This window comes from Peribacillus sp. YIM B13472 (assembly GCF_042788005.1).
GTDB lineage: Bacteria > Bacillota > Bacilli > Bacillales > DSM-1321 > Peribacillus > Peribacillus simplex_E.
The window spans coordinates 48,884-72,663 of sequence record NZ_JBHZPG010000019.1; the positions used below are offsets into that span (position 1 = coordinate 48,884).

Here is a 23,780-nt window from a genome sequence, read left to right on the forward strand (position 1 = left end):
CAACAATTTGAAAAAAAGACAAAGAAAAAGACTGCCAGGATGAACTGGCAGTCTTGCTTTTCATATAAATCAAGCAGATGTTTTCTTTTCTTGTCCTTTGATGGTTGTACCGTCTTTTAGGACGAGCTTTGGAGATTCATTTTTCGAAATCGTGCTGCCTGTGATTACACATTTTGCAACATCATCACGTGAAGGCAAATCGAACATCACTTCAAGAATGATGCCTTCGATGATGGAACGCAGACCACGTGCACCAGTTTTACGTTCAATTGCCTTTTTAGCAATTTCACTTAGCGCTTCCTGTTCGAATTCCAATTCAACATCGTCAAGCTCAAGCAATTTTTGATATTGTTTAACAAGGGCATTTTTCGGCTTTGTAAGGATTTCAATCAAAGCAGCTTCATCCAATTGCTCAAGAGTCGCAATTACCGGAAGACGTCCGATGAATTCCGGAATTAATCCGAAACGAAGCAAGTCTTCAGGAAGGACTTTGGAAAGCAATTCTTTTTCTGCAATATCATCCTTTTTCACGTCAGAGCCAAAGCCAATGACTTTTTGACCAAGACGGCGTTTGATGATCGGTTCGATGCCATCAAAGGCACCGCCGCAGATGAACAAAATATTGGTCGTATCGATTTGGATGAATTCCTGATGTGGATGTTTACGTCCACCTTGAGGCGGAACGCTTGCAACCGTTCCTTCAAGTATTTTCAATAAAGCTTGTTGCACACCTTCACCAGACACGTCACGTGTAATGGAAGGATTTTCCGATTTACGGGCAACTTTATCGATTTCATCAATATAGATGATGCCTTTTTCCGCTTTTTCCACATCATAATCAGCTGCTTGGATCAATTTTAGCAGGATGTTTTCGACATCTTCCCCAACATATCCAGCTTCCGTCAAAGAAGTGGCATCAGCAATGGCAAAAGGAACATTCAGTAATCGCGCCAGTGTTTGAGCAAGAAGGGTTTTCCCGCTTCCCGTCGGTCCGATTAGGGCAATGTTACTTTTAGAAAGCTCTACATCGTCGACTTTGCTATTGGAATTGATACGTTTATAATGGTTGTAAACAGCGACAGCCAAAGATTTCTTTGCCTGTTCTTGTCCAATCACATATTCGTCAAGAATTTCACGGATTTCCATAGGTTTAGGAACATCTCTGAATTCTACTTCTTCATCAGTGCCCAGCTCTTCTTCAACGATTTCCGTACAAAGTTCTATACACTCGTCACAAATATAGACACCTGGACCAGCAACCAGTTTACGGACTTGTTCTTGTGTTTTACCGCAAAAAGAACATTTTAACTGTCCTTTTTCATCATTAAATTTAAACATGTACGTTCACCCCTTTAAATACTCTTCCAACTCTATTACATAGCGGTACCCAATCGTAATGAAAAAAACTAGGCACACATCTACTTAAACATTCCAAAATCCCTAGTATGTTTTGCATTTTATCATGTTCTTGGAAGTTTAGTAACAAAAATGCTCACGGTCCGAGTTGTTAAATAAGTACAATAATCAATCAATATGTATTTGCCCATTACCAGTATGCCCAAAACTTTGGATTTTTAAAAGCAGGATTTGCTGTATAAATATGTATATGCGGTATTAGAACTAATCTACACCGAAATCCAAAAAAAATCAATCAGGAAATATCCGATATTTGAAATTTACACTAATTCTCAATATGTATAAAACAAGGCACGATTACTCGCGCCTTGTTTTTTTAAAGAAAATATTTTAATCTACTTATTTAATAAAAATTATTTTGCGTCAACTGTTTTGCTGTTTTCTACCAAGAAGTCAATTGCTTTCTTAATTTTAAGATCGCCTTTGATTCCTTCTAAGTTTCCAAGAGCTTGTTTGATCGCGTCAACTTCCATATTGTACATAGTAGCCATTTGTGCAAGTTCAGCTTCTACATCTTCGTCAGTAGCTTCAAGTTTTTCAACTTCAGCGATCGCTTCAAGAGTTAGGCTCGTACGAACTTGTCCTTCAGCTTCTTCTTTCATTTGCGCTTTTAAAGCTTCTTCGTCTTGACCTGAGAATTGGTAGTAAAGTTCCAAATTAAGACCTTGAGATTGAATGCGTTGAGAGAACTCATTCATCATGCGGTCAACTTCGTTTGAAATCATTGCTTCAGGAACGTCTATTTCTGCACCTTCAACTGCTTTACCAATTACAGTGTTTTGAATGAAGTTTTCTTCTTCATGTTTTTTGTCATGCTCTAATTTATGTTTTGTTTTTTCTTTAAGTTCAGCCAAAGTTTCAACTTCGTCGTCGACATCTTTCGCGAATTCATCATCCAACTCAGGAAGTTGTTTTGTTTTGATTTCGTGAATTTTCACTTTGAATACTGCTGGTTTACCTGCAAGTTCAGCAGCATGGTATTCTTCAGGGAATGTAACTTCGATATCTTTTTCAGCGCCAGTTTCAAGACCGACAAGCTGCTCTTCAAATCCTGGAATGAAAGAGTTTGAACCGATTTCCAATGAATGGTTTTCTGAAGCTCCGCCTTCGAATGCTTCACCATCAACGAATCCTTCAAAGTCAAGAACAACTGTATCGCCTTCAGCAGCTTGTCCTTCTTCTTTAACGACAAGCTCAGCTTGACGCTCTTGCAAAGTTTTCAATTCGTTTTCAACATCTTCGTCAGTTACTTCAGTATTGAATTTTTCAACTTCAACACCTTTGTAATCTCCCAATTTAACTTCAGGCTTAACTGTTACAGTTGCAGTGAAGATCAGGTTTTCGCCTTTTTCCATTTTCTCGATGTCGATTTCTGGACGATCTACAGGCTGAATTCCAGCTTCTTCGACAGCATTTGCATAAGCATCCGGAAGGATGATATCAAGCGCATCTTGGTAAAGTGATTCTACGCCGAATTTTTTTTCGAACATTTGACGTGGCATTTTACCTTTACGGAAGCCAGGTACATTTACTTGTTTCACTACTTTTTTGAAAGCTGCGTCTAAACCTTCGTTTACTTTTGCAGCGTCAACTTCGATTGTTAGTACGCCTTGATTACCTTCTTGTTTTTCCCATTTTACAGACATGTGTTTCCCTCCAAAAAATCTATATACTTCAATAATAAGCATTGGATGAATATGCTTTGCAAGTGTTAACAAGTCATCCTTCAAATATACCCAAAAAATATTGGGGAAATCGTCAAAATTAGACGATTATACATTACAACCACTACATTATACCACAGGATTAATCTGTTACAACAGCAATAGCTTAAATAATGGGATAAGAAATTTCTTCAATTTCTTTTATATAGGAAAGAATATCCGTAACGCTTTCCTCATCAGCCTGGTAAAGGTCCGCTAATTCCCTCATGAAAACTTCCCCGGTCATGTATTCTTCCGCCAAGGCATGGTAGGCAGCTGCCCATGCAGGCAAGCTTTCTGGTCCGGGTTCAAAAGGAAACAATAAAAAAGAATGACGTTCAATCAAACTATGGACCATTTCAAATAAGCTCGGATTATCCTGACTGATTTCCTCTTCGGTCAGTCCGGTTACCTTCTTATAGAAGTCCGTATCCTTCAAACTTTTCAATTCCCTTGGTATGACCGTCTTTGATTGATTGAATTTTTTCAACGTCACTTCCTCGTTATATTCCTGGTCGAAAAGGATGTTAAGGAGCATCGTTTTAAAGAAAGGGTGTCCCTCATCTTTTTGTAGAAATTCTGCGATTTGAGGGATAAATGGTCGAATATTGATATTCGTGAGTTTTGAAATGACCATAAGCAGTTCATTATCCGTTTTCCCTTCAAAAAGTTCATCCTCCTGCAATTCCTCTGAAAGCTGCTGATTTTGCCTTTCCTTCTCCTCTTTTTTATCCTCAAGGGCCCTTTTACTGAACTGAAGCATCTTTTCGAAATGCTCCTCTTTATCAAAAGGAATTTGGCTTTCTTCAAATAGCAGTTCGATCGTCGTGACCATTTCCTGATGCTCGCCTAATTGCAGCAGTACCATCAAATAAATATTAATCAGTTGAAAATAGTCGCCGATGCCTTTATTCAGCATCTCTATACACAACTCTTTTGACTCCTCGTAATACTCAAGTTCGACTAATGAGACCACTAGTCCCATGCAAACTTCATCATTTTCGGGCTCATACTCCCTGGCTTGGCTGAAAAGCTGTGCAGCCGCTTTAAAGTTTCTGTTTCCAAGCTCATCCAGTCCTTTTACAATCAGCCTTTCACCGAGATTTGGAAAGGCGATAATTTTGGTTTCTCCGGCCTTCTTTTCGTAGTTCTCATCATCCATCCTATTTTCCGCCTCACCGTTCGCTTTTTGAGAAACAGTTTAGCATGTAATAGCAGGAAACACAAAAAATTATATGCCTTATGAACGCCTTTTCGTCTTTCCCCGATAAAAAAAATCCCGCATCCTTTCAACTATGAAAGGAAAACGGGAAATGACCTTCTTCGACTAAATATTCGATACAGCCTTTTTTTGAAATTCATAGGCAGAAATCTCTTTATCATATTGAAGCGTTATAGAAATTTCATCCCAGCCTTTGATGAGCATTTCCTTCCAATATGGATGAATTTCAAAGTTTGTTTCAAACCCTTGACCATCTTTCAATGTCTGATTGGGAAGGTCGATCGTCAACTCATAATCAGGTGCCGACACCCTCTCCATTAAATAGTTTACTTCAGTCTGGGTTAAAGCGATCGGGACCATGCCATTTTTCATGCAATTACTTTTAAAGATATCAGCATAAGAAGGAGCGATGATGATATCGAATCCGTAGTCTTTCAATGACCAAGGGGCATGTTCACGCGAAGAACCGCAGCCAAAATTCTCACCGGCTATTAAAATGGACGTGTTTTGATTATGGGGCTGATTCAATTCAAAATCAGGACGTTCCTTTCCATTTTCATCAAAACGCCAGTTATAGAATAAAAACTCGCCAAATCCGCTTCGCTCAATCCGTTTTAAGAATTGCTTTGGAATGATTTGGTCCGTATCCACGTTTTTACGGTCAAGTGCCGCCGCTCTTCCTTTATATATAGTAATAGGTTCCATTCTCTGCACCTCCAGTTAATTCGTATTCTTAATGGACTTGTTCAGTTCTTTTCAAATTCCTGATATCGACAAACTTCCCATGAATGGCGGCCGCGGCAGCCATGGCCGGACTAACCAGGTGTGTTCTTGCTCCAGCTCCTTGCCTGCCTTCAAAGTTCCGATTACTTGTGGAGGCACAATGCTCACCGGCCGGAACAACGTCAGGATTCATGCTCAGGCACATGCTGCAGCCCGATTCACGCCATTCGAAGCCCGCAGATTTGAAAATTTCATCCAACCCTTCATCTTCCGCTTGCCTTTTGACGCTTTGTGAACCGGGAACGACCATCGCCCGAACCCCTTTATGAACAGTTTGGCCTTCGATCATTTCTGCGGCTTGCCGTAAGTCCTCAATGCGTGAATTGGTACACGACCCTATGAATACATGTTGTACGGGAATTTCCGTGATTGGCATGCCTTCCTCAAGACCCATATACTCAATGGCCCGTTTCAGTTCCTTAGCATCCATGATATCTTCTGCGAAGGTAGGTACTTTTCCGTCCACTCCACTAGCCATTCCAGGATTTGTCCCCCAGCTGACCATTGGTGAAATCAGACTGCCATCAAGAATGATTTCTTGGTCATATACAGCATCCTCATCACTGGAAAGTGACTTCCAATCCTGGACACAGCGCTCAAACTCTTCTCCTTTCGGCAAATATTTACGACCTTTCAAATAAGAGAAAGTTGTTTCATCGGGAGCTACCAGCCCCGCTCTTGCCCCGCCTTCGATCGACATATTGCAAACCGTCATTCTCTCTTCCATTGACATATCCCGGAAAACTTCCCCACAATACTCAATGATATGTCCCGTACCGAAATCGACACCGAATTTAGAAATCACATATAAAATGACATCTTTCGCCATCACGCCATGACCAAGCTTGCCATTAACCTCAAGCCTTAATGTTTTGGGTTTTGTTTGCCATAGGGTTTGTGTGGCCAATACATGCTCGACCTCACTCGTACCGATTCCAAACGCAATCGAGCCAAACGCACCATGTGTGGAAGTATGACTGTCTCCGCAGACAATCGTCATCCCTGGCTGTGTAAGCCCTAATTCGGGCCCGATAACGTGAACGATACCTTGATCCGGGCTGTCTAAATCAGCAAGACGGATACCGAACTCCTTACAGTTTTGCGCAAGCGCCTCTAATTGTTTCCTTGCAATATCATCCTCGATGAAATAGCGATTAACTGTTGGCACATTATGATCCATTGTCGCAAAAGTACGGTCGGGTCTCCTGACTGTGCGTCCTTTTAATCTCAATCCTTCAAATGCTTGCGGAGAGGTCACTTCATGAATATATTGAAGGTCTATATAAATTAGATCCGGTTTATTCTCCTCTTCATTTACAATATGGCGATCCCATATTTTCTCTATAATCGACTTTCCCATCTTTATCCCACCTCGATCAATCTTGTATTTTTTTAAAAAACACGGCCTAATGTTAGGCCGTGAAAGAAGTTTATGCGTAAGCTCCCATGATGTTGGAAATGGCTTCCTGGTCTAAAAGATTTGCTTTAATTTCTGCAATCATTTCTGAAGTAGACGTAATATTCGGTTGGCCATTTGCGATATCGCCTGTTCTCAAACCATATTCAAGGACCGTTTCCACCGCCTGCTCAACGGCTTGCGCTTCATCTTCCAAACCAAAGGATAGACGCAGCATGGAAGCCGCCGATAAAATCGTCCCAATCGGATTGGCCAGATTTTTTCCCGCGATATCCGGGGCAGAGCCATGAATCGGTTCATATAGATTTGGCCCTTTTGTTGATATAGAGGCGGAAGGAAGCATTCCAAGCGAGCCAGTCAATACCGACGCTTCATCGCTTAAAATATCACCGAACATATTCTCCGTCACGATAATATCAAATTGTTTCGGGTTTTTGATCAATTGCATGGCTGCATTATCAACAAGCATATGTTCAAGAATTACATCCGGATAGTCCTTGGCAATTTCTTCAGCCGTCTCACGCCACATCCTGCTGGATTCAAGAACATTCGCTTTATCCACGGATGTGACTTTTTTCTTGCGATCCGATGCTATTTCAAAAGCAAGTTCAATGATGCGCTTCATTTCGCTTTTCTGATAGAAAAGTGTATCGACGACCGCCTCTTTCCCCTCTTTTTCAACGCGCTCACTTGGCTTTCCGAAATAAAGGCCGCCAGTTAGTTCCCTGACAATCACGAAATCCACATCTTCAATGAATTCCTTTTTAAGAGGAGAAGATTCCGACAAGCTGGAATAATAGCTGATTGGACGGATGTTAGCATAAAGATTCAAATCTTTTCGGATTTTCAGCAAACCTCGTTCCGGTCTTAGGTGCGCAGGCTGGTCATCCCACTTAGGTCCTCCAACGGCCCCTAATAATACCGCATCGCTGTTTTTACAAATCTCCACTGTTTCATCCGGCAGGGGTGAACCTGTGTTATCGATGGCCCCGCCGCCAATCTCACCATATTGAAATTCAAAATCGTGTCCATATCTTTGGGCAACGGCTTCGAGGATTTCTACAGCGCCTCTTGTTACTTCTTTCCCGATGCCATCTCCTTGAAGCACCGCAATATTCCTTTTCATCGAAATCTCCCCTTCCTATAGTGATACTGCTTTTTCTTCTAGTTCCTTCATGATGATCACACGGTTCACAGCATTCAAATATGCTTTGGCGGATGCTTCCAAGACGTCCTGATCGAGACCGCGGCCGCTTGTTTCCACTCCGTTATAATCAATTTTCACAAAAACCTGGGCAAGGGCATCCATTCCGCCGCCCACCGATTGAATTCGATAGTCCAGCAAGCTGATCTCGCTGCCCAAACATCTTTCAAGCGTGTTATATAGGGCTTCAACACTGCCGGCACCTGTAGCCGCTTCCTGAATCTCTTCATTATCGCCTTTTTTCAGTGTGACCGTAGCTGTCGCCGTCTGATGGGTACCGTGGGAAATCTGTAAGGAAACCATGTCATAAAAACTGATATCCGTCGATTTCTCTTCAAGCACCAGCGCAACGATATCTTCATCTGTCATCGTCTTTTTATTATCGGCCAATTCCTTGAATTGGACGAATAACGAGTTCAATTCCTCATCTGTTACCGTAAAGTTCAACTCTTGTAATCTTTCTTTGAAAGCATGGCGTCCTGAATGCTTTCCTAAAACAAGTGAATTGGACGAAACACCGACGAGCTCAGGTGATATGATTTCGTATGTCGTTTTTTCTTTTAACATGCCATCCTGGTGAATGCCAGATTCATGTGCGTATGCATTGGCACCAATAATGGCTTTATTAGCAGGAACTTGCATTCCCGTAAGGCGGCTGACTAAATCACTGGTCCTTTTAATTTCATTCAATACAAGATCCGTTCCCGCTTGATAGAAATCTTTACGGATGTAGAGTGCCATAGCCACTTCTTCGAGCGCCACATTTCCGGCACGTTCTCCAATTCCGTTGATTGTGCCTTCGACTTGCGTAGCCCCGCCTTCGATGGCAGCCAATGAATTGGCTGTCGCCATTCCAAGATCGTCATGGCAGTGTGCGGATAAACTAACTTTATTAATAGAAGGAACATGTTCACGAAGGTACCTGAAAATGTTTCCGTATTCGATTGGAGCTGCATACCCTACAGTATCCGGGATGTTAATGACCTTGGCACCAGCTTGAATGACCGCTTCAACGATTTCAGCCAAATAGTCAAGTTCTGTACGGCTTGCATCTTCTGCAGACCATTGCACGACCGGAAACCGCGCCGCTCCGTACTTAACCATTTCAACCGACTTTTCAATCACTTGCTGCTTCGACATTTTCAACTTATATTCACGATGAATGGGCGAAGTGGCGATGAACGTATGCAATCTTGGTTCTGCGCCGCCCCTTAATGAATCCCAAGCTGCATCAATATCGCCTTTTACAGCACGCGCCAGCCCTGTTACAGAGCTGTTTTTGATTTTGCGCGCGATTTCCTGTACGGAGTTGAAATCCCCTTTGGATGCTGCCGGAAAACCGGCTTCGATAATATCAACACCCAATCTTTCAAGCTGATAAGCAATTTCAAGTTTTTCGGTAAAATTCAAATTTACACCGGCTGATTGCTCCCCATCTCGAAGTGTAGTTTCAAATATATTAATTTTTCGCAACGGCTACCACTTCTTTCTCTTTTTGTTGAGGTTTCACGAATGGCATCATTTTTCTTAATTCACGGCCAACCACTTCGATTTGATGTTGGTTTTCACGATTATTGATCGCATTGAAGACTGGACGATTCGCTTGGTTCTCCAAGATCCATCCTTTAGCAAACTCACCGTCTTGGATGTCTTTCAAGATCGCTTTCATTGACTCTTTCGTAGTTTCCGTCACAACGCGTGGTCCAGAAACGAAATCTCCCCATTGAGCTGTGTCAGAAATGGAATAGCGCATGTTTTCCATACCGCCTTCATACATAAGGTCGATGATTAATTTAAGTTCATGTAAACACTCGAAATATGCTACTTCCGGTTGGTATCCAGCTTCTGTCAAGGTTTCGAATCCAGCTTTCACAAGGGCAGTCAATCCGCCGCAAAGTACTGCCTGCTCTCCAAATAGATCCGTTTCCGTTTCTTCCTGGAAAGTGGTTTCCAAACCGCCAGCTCTTAAAGAACCGATTCCCCGAGCGTACGCAAGTGCCAATTCCCTTGCTTCACCCGTTACATTTTGATAGATGGCGAATAATGCCGGCACCCCTGCACCTTGTTCATATGTACGGCGAACAAGATGTCCCGGACCTTTTGGAGCGACTAATAATACATCTACGTCTGCCGGAGGAACGATTTGATTGAAATGGACGTTGAATCCGTGTGCGAACATTAACGCTTGACCTGCACGCAATACCGGTTTGATTTCTTCTTGGTATACTTTCGGCTGAGTTTCATCCGGTAATAGGTTCATGATTACGTCTGCCTGTTCTGCTGCTTCTTTCACTGTGTAAACATTAAAGCCGTCTTCCACCGCTTTATCGAATGATTTACCTTTCCTGATTCCGATGATTACATCTACACCGCTGTCACGTAGGTTTTGTGCGTGTGCGTGTCCTTGTGAGCCATATCCGATTACCGCTACCTTTTTATTGTTGAAAAAATTCTCGTTTGCCTCTGCGTTATAATATACTTTTGCCATAATAATTACATCTCCCTTTTCATCATTGTTTTTGTTTTGGTTTTTTGTTTTGGTTTTATACGATTGTCGCACTCTTAGCGTGTGCAATTTGCATTCCACGCGGGATGGCGGCTGTCCCTGTCCTTGCCAATTCCTTGATGCCATATGGCTTGATCAGTTCAATGAAGGCTTCGATTTTATCCGATTCCCCAGTGATTTGAACTGTCAGGCTATCTTTACTGACATCTATAACTGACGCTCGGAAGGGTTCGATGACTGAATAAATCTCAGCTCGGGTTTGTGTGGTCACCAATATTTTAATGAGTGCAAGTTCCCTCGCCACAATCGATTGATTCGTAATATCATATACTTTCAAAACATCGATCTGCTTATTCAATTGCTTGGTGATCTGTTCAATGACAGCTTCGTCATCAACATCGACCACGAAGGTCATCCTTGAAATGCCATCCTGTTCGGATGGTCCGACAGTCATGCCTTCAATGTTATAATTTCTTTTCGTGAACAGGTTCGTAATCCGATTCAGGACGCCTGGCCTGTTGTTCACGGTGAGGCTAAGAATTCCCTTCATTGATTAAACTCCTTCCATTTCATCAAGCCCTTTTCCTTGTGCTACCATCGGAAAGACATTTTCGTTTTGTTTTACCCGGAAATCAATCAACACTGGACCATCAGTCTTTAACGCTACATCCAGGCAGTTGCTTGCTTCTTCCTCCGTCGTCACTTTGTATCCCGGAATTCCATAAGCATCGGCCAATTTCACGAAATCCGGATGCGATTGAAAAATACTATGTGAGAAGCGTTTATCATGAAAGAGTTCCTGCCACTGTCGTACCATCCCTAGTGCCCCATTGTTGACGATGATGATCTTGATTGGCAGATTCATTTCGGCAATGACTGAAAGTTCCTGCAGGCACATCTGGAATCCACCATCCCCCGATATGGAAAGCACCGTCGCTTTCGGATTCGCCAGTTGCGCTCCGAGAGCCGAAGGTAAGCCAAAGCCCATCGTCCCCAATCCACCGGAAGTGACCCATGAATTCGGTTTGTTAAACGGGTAGTATTGCGCTGCCCACATTTGATGCTGCCCAACATCCGTCGTAACAATGGCCTCCCCATTCGTTTTTTCATGGAGCATCTGGATGACCCGCTGAGGTTTCAATACGCCTTCTTCATGGGTATAACGCAATGGGAACTCTTCATTCCATGCAGTCAGCTGTGTTGTCCATTCATCAATATCCGGTTTCTTGCCATTTTGCGCAATCAACTCCGCCAGTGCTTCCTTGGCACTTCCGACGACCGGAATTTTTGTCGGCACATTTTTACCGATTTCCGCAGGATCAATATCGATATGGGCCACCGTTGCATGCTGTGCGAATTTCGCTAGGTTGCCAGTCAATCGGTCATCGAACCTGGCACCGATATTGATTAATAGATCACATTTCGCTAACGCCATGTTTGCTGCATAGCAGCCATGCATACCACCCATTCCGGTAAAGAGAGGATGTTCCGCCGGAAAGCCCCCAAGACCCAATAAAGTGTGGACGACGGGAATGCCTTGCTGCTCGACATATTCCTTTAATAGATGGGAGGCCTTTGCATGCAGGACTCCTGCCCCTGCAAGAATGACCGGTCTTTTCGCTCCGCTTACGGCTTCAACAAGCTTTCTGATCTGTAAGTAATTAGGCTTGGTCGTCGGCTGATAGCCAGGGAGATCCATTTCCGGCTCCTTATCCGTCGATTCACCTTCTATAATGGCCATATCCTTAGGTATATCGATTAATACTGGACCGGGACGGCCGCTTGAAGCGATATAAAAAGCTTCTTTTATAATGCGCGGAAGGTCTTCCGGCTTCCTTACCTGATAGTTATGTTTTGTAATCGGGGTAGTAATCCCCAGTACATCAGCTTCCTGGAAAGCATCCGAACCAATTACACTGGTAGCAACCTGACCCGAAATTACCACAAGCGGTAAAGAGTCGATCATTGCATCAGCCAAACCGGTGACAATGTTCGTTGCCCCTGGACCGGATGTGACTATGACCACCCCCGGCTTGCCGGTAATCCTGGCATATCCTTCCGCTGCATGAATCGCACCTTGTTCGTGCCTTGTCAAAATATGAAAAAGTTCTGAACTGTAAAGCTTGTCATAAATCGGCAATACAGAACCACCCGGATAACCAAAGATGACTTCAACATTTTCCTTTTTCAATGCATTCAGCAGAAATTCGGCACCACTATAATGTGTCTTTCCACTTTTCCGATCAGCAACAACTGACTTTTGTGTCATTTCGTAAAAACCTCCTTCACTTTTCCATTAAATATTTTCTTAACATTCAGAATTTTCAGCTTTTTATGCATACAAAAAAGCCTTTTCACCCCAAATGTACTTGCACTCAGCAAGTTAAAGGGGTGAAAAGGCTTGATGAGCCACTCCACGGTACCACCCTTTTTCGCATGAAACTCCATGCGCACTTTGAATAGCCTACACTATTCTCTGTTTTGGTAACGGGTACTGGTACGCACCCGTTCAGCCCTACTAGTCTGACGTTCAAGCTGAAACTCCAAGGTGAGTTCATCTTTCGGGACAATACCGGCTCTCAGCTACCCGGCTCTCTGTGACTGCCTTTTTAAAAGACTACTTATCCTCTTCAATGCTTTTCGCATTATTCATATTTTTCGAAACGCTTATGTTTGATGTCTTGTATTTGTGATTATCTTACGTGTATTTAAGGTAGTAGTCAACAGGTTTTTTGAAATTTTTTGATAATTCCAAATTGAAAGATTTGTTGTATACGCTTACATACCTATCATGACCACATTCTATAAAAAAAAGTTTTTTCAATTTTTAATTTTTAAAAACATCTAATATCGCATTAAAATTATGAAAGTGATCACTGAAATATCCTCGGACTGCCCACATGATGCCAGTCAACAGTTATGATTTTCTCAAATAGCCGATCATCCATTTCCACTGTTCGCTGACGCCTCTCTTGATACGAGATTCGGCCTCAATCCCTTTTTAATACTCCCGTGGATAAACTGCCTGATATTCCAAGATGCGGAAAATCACGGTCCACTTTTCGCCCTCTTTCCACAATGCCCGCTTGCAGTCATCACTACAATGACAAAATCTCAGCAAGCCATGGTCATGCAAGGATTGCCCCCCTATATTAAATGTGAACAACATTTGGGTGGAAAGGCGTTTAATAATATTTTCTTGGAGAATTGCAGGGGTTAAGAACATCTAAAAAAATGACAAAGGGCTGAACACAGGTGATATTACTCATCCCCTGGTCCAGCCCTCTGGTTCATTTAGCCAATACATCCTCGTATTCTGCATTTTTTTCAAATTGTTTTTGAACGAACGAACATACCGGAACAATTTTCAGTTTTTCCTCCCTTGCGAACCCTATTACCTTTTCAACAAGGGCATTTCCTACCTTTTGCCCGCGAAGCTTGTCAGAAACAACGGTATGATCGACCGTGATCTCATCATCACCTGATTTAAAGAATGTAATTTCCGCTAGTTTCTCACCAGATTCTTCGACAAAAAAAGAACTTTCACCTTTTTTGATATCCACCATCACGATGACCTCCTTTTAATTCCTCTTTATCATATCTCACAAAAAGGAAATTAAACAAATATTTAAAACGTGATCGAAATTGAATAAAGTAAAGGACCTCCAAGAGTTTTAACCATGTGAAGTTTATTCACAAACCGATGATGGCTGATACATATTTTTTTCAAGGAAGGCAAAAGACAAAACTTGATCGATTTCTTCCTTACAACTGATATATCCTTCCGGCAAAACTAAGTTTTCCCATGGCTGACGTGTACAATACTGAGTGAAATTGCTTTTAAAAGGTATTAATTATTCTTTCATACCCAAAATGAAATACAGTGTTTTCAAGCTTTCGTTTTTTGATTGCATTTAATTAATGGAAGGAATCTTTCCATTATGATGTAAGAATAAGTATATAATAGTAGAAACTAAAAAAAACTGCCCTATATAGGTTAGGACAGTTTTAAACTTTTATGAACACAAAATATAAAATGATCATCGATAACAATATGACCATAAAAACAGCGATTAGAATTACGTGCGCACTTGAAGGCCGGAACGTCCCTTCATTGATTTGCCGCTTCTTCTGAAGATAACCGAATGTCGCCAGAACTGTAATCACAAGACCCAAGGCACACGCAAACATTCCCAGCACGATACTGATCAAGTCAATCCGGGCATCCCGATGCACACCAATCGTAAAATGCAGGCTTGTCGCAAGAAAACCAACCCCCACTATCGCAATCACCGTTCTTATCCATGCTAAGAAGGTGCGTTCATTAGCCAGATGCTGCTGGGCATATTTCAATTGGTCTTTCTCCATGTCATCACCTTAATCGCACGATTTTAATCAACCTTAAAAATCAATCATCTTTTCAGTAGCCGAAAGGCCCTGAACATAGACCCGACAAACATTAGCCCTGCACCGCCGAGCAATAAATATATACATAGTGTTTTATCAATAACATTCAAAGGATAAAGCAAGGCCCCCAGCGCAACGATTGTTCCTATCCCCGTTATGGTCCATCCTATTTTTTTCATTCGCAACTCCTAAAATTAATTATTTAGTGAAGGACCTCCACAAGTTTCCTTTATAAAAAGTTCCCTCATTACTAGCTTAAACCATTTAAAAACTAACAACAAGTGAGATTCCCTGATTTTCTTCCCGCAAAAAAGGAGCCATAAATGACTCCCCGTTTTGAACACGCCCAAATTCAGCCGTTCTTTTTATCCTTTCCATGTATTCTTTTATTTTTTTCTTCCCACTCAAACCCAAAGTTCCCTTGTTCAAGAGTTGTAATTCCGTGTATCAGGACACCAATCCCCCACCCTCCAAGGGGATAAAGGAACTACCAACCCAGATCCGTGAATAGGTTTATCGCAAACAGCATGACATTCACCAAATGTAGAATGCCTTAGGTTTTCGACCCTTTTTTTCGCCCGTAGATATCCATCCCCATTTTCCATCCCAGCACTCCTTCCTAATCATAAACCCTAAAATACATTACTGTGAATGAAATGCATCAAAGGTAAATCGGGAGCCGGGAATCGCGGAGAATCTCTAAAGGCTGCGCACAAGTCAGTTGGATTTCATTCTATTGTATCCCCGTTCTTCGTATGGCTGTATTTTTTCCAGCCACTCTTCTTCAAGTTTTTTCAATTCCCGTTTAGCATCAAAAAATCCCGTTTCTTTCGGTTTCAATACCTGCAGTACCTCAAAAGAAAAAGCATCTTTCCCATATTCGTTCCACTCACCTTGCAGCACTTTATTCGTGTTTGTTCCGACTTCCAATTCAAATTGTTTTCCCTTCAACGTCTTTAAATTCCTGGTGCTTCCGATAAAGACTTTATTATTTACCGTATTTCTGATTTGGTATACACCTGCTTCAACTTTCGTTTCTTTATATAATTGCTTCAATTCTTTTTTACGATCCATATTTCATGCCTCCAGTCATCATTTCTTCAGCCAATATTGGCTCCCATCAGGCTTTCTATCCAAGAATCCATATTCTATTAAATATCTTCTCAATAGGACATGATCAGGATAAACGGCACCCAATATTTGATTGATTTCTTCCTCTTCGTATTTCCGCTCTTTTTCAAAACGGTTCATAATTTCTTGGAGAATGATCAGCCTTTGTTTTTCCTTTGGCGGGAAAGACTTTAATGCATCCTGACTGCCCTTAGGGAAGTACTTTTTCAGTACAGTCACTTTTTCATCCTCGGTAACGTTATAACGATCATCGACCATCCTTGCTTTTTGATGAAGCGGGATAAATGCCGGCGCATGTTCATCTTTATCTTTCAAAAGTTCCATCAGGGTTAAAAACAACTTAGCCTGACGCTCTTTCTCTTTCAACACAAAGCGATGGTTCCGAATGGTGGAAGGACTCCCAATTCCCATTTCCTCCTGAACCTCAGCATCATTCTTCCCTTGGTAAAAAAGCCGAAGAAGGCGATTTTGATGGTCCGTGAGACCTGTAAGTTTTTTATCGAGATCAATTAAGTATTCAAAAACAGAGCGGTGTGCATGTTCAATATGAATTCCCATATACCTCTTCGCTTCATAAAGAACCCCATCTTCCGGGTATACGATCCCCTTTTCAATTACATTTCCGCACAGCAAACAAACATATTGATTCTCACCTTCGATATACCCTTGTTTAAGCTCATCCTGAGATGCGCTCCAAAACATTTCAGCGCCCTTCATAAAACAAACACTTCCCTATAAAGTTTATAATATAATAAACATAATATTAATTCGTTTACATTATGTCAATGTTTTTCCTGATTTTTTTATAATTCCGGCAACCGTGAAATCATAAAAAAATCCCCAAACATTCAATGGAATATAGATAAAGAAAAAAAAGACACCCGATCATGGATGCCTTTTTTTCTGTGAATCATATGAAATTCCTCCGTTAGAACTCATTAAGTATTAGCTAGGCACAAACTTAAGTATTCCTTCCAGATAAACACCTTGTTCTTTTCGTGTGCATTCCCTCAACTTGATTCTTCCTTCTTTTTCTAACTCCTTGGCTAATTGGACCACTTCTGTTCCATCTTCGGTTATTTCGACTGAGAAGAAATTGCCCCGAGTGGAAGTTTGAATGAACTTGAATAATCTATCTTTATTCATTTAAACATCTCCTTATTTATAACAAGTTCGACATAAAAGGCCATCCACCTGCGATAAATATGAAATAAAAAACTTCTTATCGTTATACGTACATTATAAAAGGATGCGAATCGGAATTACCCTCGTTAACTTATACAGTTCAAAAAAGTAAAAAAGCCAAAACCTTAGAAGGTTTTGGCTTTTTTTAGTTAGTGTCCCAGGAGAGATTCGAACTCCCGACCGACGCCTTAGAAGGGCGTTGCTCTATCCAGCTGAGCTACTGAGACGTTTATGATATAAGTTGCGGTAAAACTTATGTATTACCTTAACTGTTCCCTTAGGACACTTCTTATTATAGTAGGATATCAAAAGAAAGTCAACGGTTTTTCAAAAAAAGTTTTTTCTTTTTTTATGAACCAGGAAGCGGGGAAAAACGCTTCCTGTTCATTATACATGAAGTCATTCCATTTGATAAGCATTTCTTAGTTCCTCAACGATTTTTCCTTCAAGGTCATAAAAGATGATTTCAAGTTGGTCATTTCCGATATCCAAAATGGCATAGGTTTTCTCTTTTCGTCCACGAGGCTGCCGTATGCTTCCCGGGTTGATGAAGAGCTTGCCGTCAATCAATTCTGAACCTGCAGCGTGGGAATGGCCAAAGCAAATGATATCCGCCCCTGTCTCTTCACTTTTATATGATAGGTTCATCAAGGTCATATTTATGTTATAGAGGTGTCCATGCGTAAGGAAGAAACGCTTGCCTGCGATACTCTCCACAATATCATTCGGATATGCCGAATCATAGTCACAATTCCCACGAACGGCTAAGAACTCCGACATGTGAGGGTCATTTCTTTCCAACTCTGAATCACCGCAATGGATCATGGCAGCAACCTCATGTTTATGACGATCGGCAATCATGCTGATTTCATGAGTTAAGCCATGACTGTCACTCATTATTAGCACTTTCATCGTCACATTCCTTCTTCCCTTTTTAGAAATAGATCAAGTTTTTCATCTAGAGCCCTCAATGCGTTAGCACGGTGGCTGATTTTGTTTTTTTCCTCTTTTGTCAATTCGGCGTTTGTTTTGCCCTGTTCCTCAACAAAAAAGATGGGATCATAACCAAATCCATTCGTTCCTGAAGGCTGTTCTGTAATCAAGCCTTCCATCGTTCCCGATACCGTAATCGTTTCCTGGTTGGGTGACGCTAGTGCCAAGGCGCAATAAAATCTCGCCGTTCTATCCTCTTTTGGCACGCCTTCCAGTTCCCGGAGGACTTTTTCCGTGTTTGCTTCATCACTCTTGGACTCTCCAGCATAGCGCGCAGAATATACGCCGGGACGACCCTCCAATGCATCTACAATCAATCCGGAATCATCAGCAATGACAAAGTGGCCTAGCTGGCGGGCAATCGCCTCTGCCTTCAGGATCGCGTTTTCTTCAAATGTCGTGCCTGTTTCCTCAACATCCGGAGCATCCGGTACATCGAGAAGTGTTTTGACTTCATATCCTTTTGCAGAGAATAAGCTTTCGAACTCCTTGGCTTTCCCTTTATTTTTCGTTGCAATGATTACTGTCTTCATTTTTCATTTCACCCTTTTTTATTTTATCGGCATGAAGCTCTTTTCGGGCTAAGAAAGAATCCGCTGTAACCCGTTATATGTAAAAGCCGCTTCTTCTCCAGTGCCAAACGGACGAATTCAGCGCTGCCTTTCACGATCAACAATGGCCCCTGAATTATCCAGATAACTTAAGTCTAACACAACTCCCTCATCTGCAATAACCCGAAACTTGTAATCTAACGTTTGTAATTTTCACTATGTTCAATATGGATTTTAACCTTTATGTTATTTATTGAAGTCTTATCAAAGGAATTAATAATTTTATTATCCCACTTATTTACATGGTATCTGTATGCCTTTTCACTGATGTTAAAAAGGTCTGTATTGATTTTTTCCCCTGTCTCCAATGTCTTCAAAATATCTTCCTTAACTTTTATTTCTACCTTTTTTTCGATTTTTCCCATATCAAAGTTATCTATATTTTGTTTCAATATTCCATTTGCTCTAACTTCTAGATCATACAAAGGTTTCTTTTGCTGTTCCAATACCATGATGTTTGTTTTGGGGTCCCTTATTTCAACACTTACCTTTTGTTCGTTCAGCGAAAAGAATATCACTGTCGCCTTATTTTCAACCCATTTTAAACCTATCAAATCTTGTTTACTTACGAAACCTTTATATTGTTGGTTTGATAAAACATAGCCGCCATTCAACGTTGGTATCTTCTTTTCTTTCCCGCCTTCTGAGTAATGGTGCTCATTTATGACCAAAGAGGGAATTAAAATTGAACCAACCGGTTGATAAAACTTCGAAACCAGTTCACTGAATTTTAACGGGGAAATGAAATAGTTCTCATTAATAACGGACTCTGGCCTTTGAATGATCGTGAATAAGTTAGGAAGATTAAAGAAACTATCACTGTCAAACAACTTTTTAATATCCACGTCCGTAACGAACAGCCATGAATTGTATCGCAATAAGGGCTCTTTCCCTACATATTCAATGAAATCCTTCATTTTATTCTTGATTACACTCTTACTTAAAATGAAGGTGTTAATATGCCCGATATAAAGCGGTAATGCTGCATTTTGTTCTAATTCAGTATATGCTTCCTCGATACTTTCCCCTTTGCCTTCCCCAATGACAACAGAAGATTTTTGTTGTAATGCATTGGCCCCCTCTTGTTTTGCAATATCCGCAAAATTCAACGCTTGAAAGTATAAGATGAATTCACCCTCTTTATAATCGATCCCTAGGGCTGATCCATATGTTTGGGCTTGAATTTCCTTCATTCCCCAGCATCCTGTAGTCAGTAAAAGTTGACAGCCAATAACCATGACTGCAATTAGCTTTCTCATTTGTTTGACTCCTTTTGAGGTTCATTATCAGTGGATTGTATAGCTTGATTCCGCTGCCTTAACATCCCATACGGAAGCCTGAATAAGACTTTTAACATATCCGATTTATTTGGTTTGGAAAATGGATTCACAAAGGGCTGGCCGAAACTTTCCAAGGAAACCACAACAATCAAGATAAGGAATATTCCCATGAAGAATCCAAACAAGCCTAAAAACGCTGAACACGCAAATATGAATAACCTTATGAGAACGATATTCCCAGCAATATTCTGATTGATTAAGGTATAGCTTGAGAGAACTGTAACAGCTATCATTACAAGCATGGAGGGTGAAGTCAGCCCTGCCCGAATCGCTGCATCCCCTATAATCAACCCACCCAATACAGAAACCGTCGGACCTACAGCTTTTGGCAGGCGAAGACCAGCTTCTTTAAATAGTTCAAACAATATGATCATCATGAAAGCCTCCAACGAGGTAGGTATCGGTAATCCCTGTCTCGTGATTGAAATCGTCGCAAGAAGCGAAAAGGGGATTTGGTCGAATTGATAGGAAACTAACGCTATAAAAAAACCAGGTAACGTAACCGTTACAAATAAGGCGACTACACGAATGATGCGTATGAAACTAATATAAAAAAAACTTGCATGTGCGTCATCAGCAGAATACAGTAACTGATTAATGCTGGTCGGTCCGATCAAGCATGTCGGATTCCCGTCCACCAGGATGGCAAAGCGCCCTTGATTCAAGGATTCAACAACATAGTCCGGTCGACCGACATAATCCATTAAAGGGAAGATGGAAAGTTGAGTATCATATAGGAGTTCTTCAACTTGGTAACTGCTGACTATGATTTCAACCTTTAATGAATCCAATCGTTTTTTAATATCCAAAAGAATCGAGGGATTAATAATGTCATCTATATAAAGCAGCAATATTTTGGTTTTACTTCTTTTCCCGATTGTATATTCAATGCATTTAAGTGTTGACGTTTTTAACCTTTGGCGAATTAAAGACATGTTATCCGATATATTTTCAACAAATCCATCTCTAGGACCGCGAACGGAAGATTCTATATTGGATTCTTCCGGACTACGCTTAGGGGAATTAGCTAATGGGGTATAGTAAATTTCATTAGAAGATTCATTAATAATGATTAGGTCTCCTGAAAAAAGAATGCTTTCTACTCCGTCTTTTAAATCGGAGTCTTTTTTTAGCGTATTGATCTCCATAATATTGCTTAATTGATCAATTGTTAATACCCCATTTTCTTGAACCGCTTTTGATATTGTAGGCAGTATCACTTCATTGATAAATTGCATATCCACTAAGTTTTGCGCATATAAAAACCCCAACAAATTACGACCTTCAGGATCAAATGTTTTTGTCCTTAAAACAACATCAGAGGAATGTTCGAACCATTTTTGGATTTGGTCAATGCAAGAAGGAGTTCCATTCAATTTTCCCTTCCTCATAATGTTTCACCTTTTCCTTTTCCTTTTTCCTTTTTTATAATAAGGAATAACAGTATAATTGCAGCACTTAAAAGAAACAGACTACTGATTGGAAAGAAATATTTGTATATAAAATAAAAAAATGAAGTGGCATCCCAATGGATTAGCGTCCCAAAAACAATTAATGAATATAGGGAAAGCAGTATCCACTTCTGATGTTTTGAATTTGAGATTAATTTATATCCTATAAATAAACATAAACTTATTCGAATCATGGCACCTGAAAGCCATTGGAAAATGGACAGGAAATCGAGTCGAGTAATATAATAGCCAAACCTTAACAACTTCCACTGTTCATAAGCTGGATTCCTCATTTTCACTGCTTCCACAGAACCAAATTCTGCAATCGCTCCCATGAGGGGTCCTAACGTCAGCATGATTAATATTACACCAACTAATAAAAGCCACTTGGCTTTTAGCTTATTTTTCAGGTAAGGAGTCAAAAATAAAAAAACGATAATTTCTAAATATCCTGCACTCGTATACAAAATTCCATTTAGAGTATTGCGATACCCGCTTTCAAATATCGGGAACAATAATTCGTAATTCTTATTACTCGTATTCCCTAGCCCCACGAATATCCCGAAAAAAGTGACCAACGGAAGAAACAGGAAAGCCAAAGTACTTATGGTGCGTATTCCTTTATACGTTGCAAAAATACAAATAAAAGTGAATAGGCTAACGACTACGATGTTTGGTATGTCGTGAGTATAATTAGCTTTTGCCCAAATCACTGTAGATTTGACGGTAATGAAGGCGTTAAATATAAAGTACAACCCAAATGCTATAGTGAAAATATATGTAACAAAAGGTGTAGACCATTTTTTCAGAAAAGCGATTATATCTTCTTTATCTAGTTTTTTATAAATATAAAAAATAAATAGGGTCCAAACGATACAAGGAACAATACTTATTATGACACTTACCCATGCATCGCGTTGAGATGCAGTTAAGATATTGGGAAGGATCAGTACATGTACCATGAATCCTGTATTCATAATGATTAAAACATAGATGTGTACAGCCTGAATTACCTTTTGATCCATACTATCCCCCCATTGATTGCATTATTAAAAGTAATTTCCCCTTTTAAAAATTTATTTATGTAAAAACTTTCTCACGATACGAGAAATTGCCTGGCAGGGGTATTAGTTTTCAACTAATGCAATAATCAAGATTTATACAACAGGGGCTCTTAAAGGGTGGTAATTCAATTCTGGAGGCAAAAAAATAAGAGACAGCTTCTGGCTGCCTCATTGTGCTATTTCTAATATAATATCGTTCTTTAAAAACTGCCTGTGTTGACTTTCTCTGGACGGACCACTGGTTCGGATAATTTCTTTCCTTCTTCATTAAGAACATCGGCGCTGCCCTGCACTTGTACTTCAACGCTTTCAATTCCTTTTTGTTCCGTTAAAGAAAGGACCAAGGCATCAAGGACTTCTTGTGATACCTTTTTCTCTTTAAAGCTTCCAAGGATATTTTCGTTAAAATTGAGGCTGACCTTACCTTCTGCCACTTTAGGCTCGTCAAGTAAAGCTACATCACTCATGAACCCTGTTTGCAGGCTAGAACCCGAAGGACTCTTCGTTAATTCCTTAATGACTGCTGTTACATTATCAGACACCGTTTCACTGATCCTGCGCGTCACCGGAACATAATAAGTGTACTCCTCGTCACCGCCTACATAATAAACGGTCAGTGCTTTTGTATTGGAAATGTCGACCACGTCACTCGTGTCGATATTGATTCCTGACGACCTTGAGATATTTTCATCTATCGGTGTGCCATTGACAGGCATTTCGGAAATATCTTCCCCATTGATTCTCATTTGGATTTTATCGACCGAGTCGAATTGTGTCAGGGTCCATGTAATGGCTTGAAGGATTTTGAGTTCATCCTCTTTCTGATAGTTTTTGAACTCCGGTGAAAAGTCCGCTACAGCCACTCCGTCTTTAATGTTCACGCTTATTTGGGTATCCGCAGGAATGACGGCCCTGAATCCATTTGGAAGTTTATCCGTGACTGGACCGTTACTGACAAGGTAATCAAGGGCCTGTTTAGCGACAGCTTCCGATTTAGGAAGTTCCAATGTCTGTGGAACCACATACCCGCTTTTATCAATTAAATATAACTCCGTCTTCACCGTTTTCGATTCAACAGCGCCTTCTTCTCCATCAGTCGCTGGCTTTTCCTCACCATTCGTTTCTGTTTCTTTCAATGAAGATTCATCCTCGACTAAAGAAACATCCTTTGGTGGATCAATTTCCTTTTTCTCTTCACCGCCAAATAATCCGCAGCCCGAAAGCCAAAAAGAAGATGCCAGAATGGTCACAGCCATTGTTACTTTTGATTTATTGGACATAAAATCACTCCTAGGACAGTTTGTACTCCTATTTATACGAGCCCCAGGGGAAAATAGACCAATTATT

At 40.8% G+C, this 23,780-nt stretch carries 22 protein-coding genes, 1 tRNA gene, 1 pseudogene and 1 other annotated feature; all 24 genes and pseudogenes read right to left on the reverse strand.

From position 1 onward, the window contains the following. Positions 1-69: 69 nt before the first annotated feature. The 24 genes and pseudogenes from clpX to ACFX4I_RS15715 all read right to left on the reverse strand — a co-directional run bounded on the left by clpX (position 70) and on the right by ACFX4I_RS15715 (position 23,713). Entirely contained in the window at positions 70-1,338 is a 1,269-nt protein-coding gene (clpX, locus tag ACFX4I_RS15600) for an ATP-dependent protease ATP-binding subunit ClpX (protein WP_134782382.1), read from the reverse strand. A gap of 431 nt (positions 1,339-1,769) precedes the next feature. Beyond that, entirely contained in the window at positions 1,770-3,062 is a 1,293-nt protein-coding gene (gene tig, locus ACFX4I_RS15605; protein ID WP_230303125.1) for a trigger factor, read from the reverse strand. Between the two features lie 184 nt (positions 3,063-3,246). After that, positions 3,247-4,281: a tetratricopeptide repeat protein gene (locus ACFX4I_RS15610; RefSeq protein ID WP_377421649.1), complete on the reverse strand. Its 1,035-nt coding sequence runs from the start codon at positions 4,279-4,281 to the stop codon at positions 3,247-3,249. A gap of 165 nt (positions 4,282-4,446) precedes the next feature. Continuing rightward, positions 4,447-5,046, reverse strand: coding sequence for a 3-isopropylmalate dehydratase small subunit (leuD, locus tag ACFX4I_RS15615; protein WP_230301724.1), 600 nt, complete (start codon positions 5,044-5,046; stop codon positions 4,447-4,449). Between the two features lie 28 nt (positions 5,047-5,074). Next, positions 5,075-6,484 carry a 3-isopropylmalate dehydratase large subunit gene (gene leuC, locus ACFX4I_RS15620; RefSeq protein ID WP_230301725.1) on the reverse strand — a complete coding sequence of 470 codons (1,410 nt, stop codon included), beginning with the start codon at positions 6,482-6,484 and terminating at the stop codon, positions 5,075-5,077. Between the two features lie 70 nt (positions 6,485-6,554). Next, positions 6,555-7,667, reverse strand: a complete 1,113-nt coding sequence (leuB, locus tag ACFX4I_RS15625) for a 3-isopropylmalate dehydrogenase (protein ID WP_230301726.1) — start codon at positions 7,665-7,667, stop codon at positions 6,555-6,557. A 15-nt stretch (positions 7,668-7,682) separates the two neighbouring features. Then, positions 7,683-9,218, reverse strand: coding sequence for a 2-isopropylmalate synthase (locus tag ACFX4I_RS15630; RefSeq protein WP_377421651.1), 1,536 nt, complete (start codon positions 9,216-9,218; stop codon positions 7,683-7,685). After that, a complete protein-coding gene (gene ilvC, locus ACFX4I_RS15635; protein ID WP_076364900.1) occupies positions 9,205-10,233 on the reverse strand; it encodes a ketol-acid reductoisomerase in 1,029 nt (342 codons plus the stop codon). The genes ACFX4I_RS15630 and ilvC overlap by 14 nt, the downstream gene beginning before the upstream one ends. 55 nt (positions 10,234-10,288) lie before the next feature. Then, the gene (gene ilvN, locus ACFX4I_RS15640; RefSeq protein ID WP_101222819.1) at positions 10,289-10,801 is read right to left on the reverse strand and encodes an acetolactate synthase small subunit; all 513 of its coding nucleotides are present in this window, start codon (positions 10,799-10,801) and stop codon (positions 10,289-10,291) included. Positions 10,802-10,804: 3 nt separating this feature from the next. Then, positions 10,805-12,520 (reverse strand): acetolactate synthase large subunit, encoded by a 1,716-nt coding sequence (ilvB, locus tag ACFX4I_RS15645; protein WP_230301728.1) that lies wholly within the window; start codon positions 12,518-12,520, stop codon positions 10,805-10,807. Between the two features lie 115 nt (positions 12,521-12,635). Beyond that, positions 12,636-12,894: a binding site (T-box leader), on the reverse strand. Between the two features lie 647 nt (positions 12,895-13,541). Next, complete coding sequence (locus ACFX4I_RS15650; RefSeq protein WP_081395481.1) at positions 13,542-13,817, reverse strand: GNAT family N-acetyltransferase; 276 nt, start codon at positions 13,815-13,817, stop codon at positions 13,542-13,544. A gap of 442 nt (positions 13,818-14,259) precedes the next feature. Next, positions 14,260-14,619, reverse strand: coding sequence for a YidH family protein (locus ACFX4I_RS15655; RefSeq protein ID WP_098370045.1), 360 nt, complete (start codon positions 14,617-14,619; stop codon positions 14,260-14,262). Between the two features lie 44 nt (positions 14,620-14,663). Next, entirely contained in the window at positions 14,664-14,837 is a 174-nt protein-coding gene (locus tag ACFX4I_RS15660) for a hypothetical protein (protein WP_283932016.1), read from the reverse strand. Between the two features lie 184 nt (positions 14,838-15,021). Beyond that, positions 15,022-15,263: pseudogene (locus ACFX4I_RS15665) on the reverse strand (2TM domain-containing protein); the annotation flags it as partial. 112 nt (positions 15,264-15,375) lie between these two features. Next, positions 15,376-15,732, reverse strand: coding sequence for a GIY-YIG nuclease family protein (locus tag ACFX4I_RS15670; RefSeq protein ID WP_283932017.1), 357 nt, complete (start codon positions 15,730-15,732; stop codon positions 15,376-15,378). Positions 15,733-15,750: 18 nt separating this feature from the next. Beyond that, positions 15,751-16,506, reverse strand: coding sequence for a DUF2087 domain-containing protein (locus ACFX4I_RS15675; protein WP_283932018.1), 756 nt, complete (start codon positions 16,504-16,506; stop codon positions 15,751-15,753). A gap of 228 nt (positions 16,507-16,734) precedes the next feature. Continuing rightward, positions 16,735-16,935 carry a hypothetical protein gene (locus ACFX4I_RS15680; RefSeq protein WP_048688856.1) on the reverse strand — a complete coding sequence of 67 codons (201 nt, stop codon included), beginning with the start codon at positions 16,933-16,935 and terminating at the stop codon, positions 16,735-16,737. 192 nt (positions 16,936-17,127) lie between these two features. Then, positions 17,128-17,201 (reverse strand) — tRNA-Arg (locus ACFX4I_RS15685). Between the two features lie 172 nt (positions 17,202-17,373). Beyond that, a complete protein-coding gene (locus ACFX4I_RS15690) occupies positions 17,374-17,886 on the reverse strand; it encodes a metallophosphoesterase family protein (RefSeq protein WP_377421655.1) in 513 nt (170 codons plus the stop codon). Between the two features lie 2 nt (positions 17,887-17,888). Continuing rightward, positions 17,889-18,500, reverse strand: a complete 612-nt coding sequence (locus ACFX4I_RS15695) for an XTP/dITP diphosphatase (protein WP_305158882.1) — start codon at positions 18,498-18,500, stop codon at positions 17,889-17,891. 215 nt (positions 18,501-18,715) lie between these two features. Beyond that, positions 18,716-19,837, reverse strand: coding sequence for a Ger(x)C family spore germination protein (locus tag ACFX4I_RS15700; RefSeq protein WP_230301736.1), 1,122 nt, complete (start codon positions 19,835-19,837; stop codon positions 18,716-18,718). Next, the gene (locus ACFX4I_RS15705; protein WP_377421657.1) at positions 19,834-21,309 is read right to left on the reverse strand and encodes a spore germination protein; all 1,476 of its coding nucleotides are present in this window, start codon (positions 21,307-21,309) and stop codon (positions 19,834-19,836) included. The genes ACFX4I_RS15700 and ACFX4I_RS15705 overlap by 4 nt, the downstream gene beginning before the upstream one ends. After that, the gene (locus ACFX4I_RS15710) at positions 21,306-22,394 is read right to left on the reverse strand and encodes a GerAB/ArcD/ProY family transporter (protein WP_377421659.1); all 1,089 of its coding nucleotides are present in this window, start codon (positions 22,392-22,394) and stop codon (positions 21,306-21,308) included. The genes ACFX4I_RS15705 and ACFX4I_RS15710 overlap by 4 nt, the downstream gene beginning before the upstream one ends. 239 nt (positions 22,395-22,633) lie before the next feature. Then, on the reverse strand, positions 22,634-23,713 hold the full coding sequence (locus tag ACFX4I_RS15715; protein WP_230301739.1) for a GerMN domain-containing protein: 1,080 nt from the start codon (positions 23,711-23,713) through the stop codon (positions 22,634-22,636). Positions 23,714-23,780: the final 67 nt, after the last annotated feature.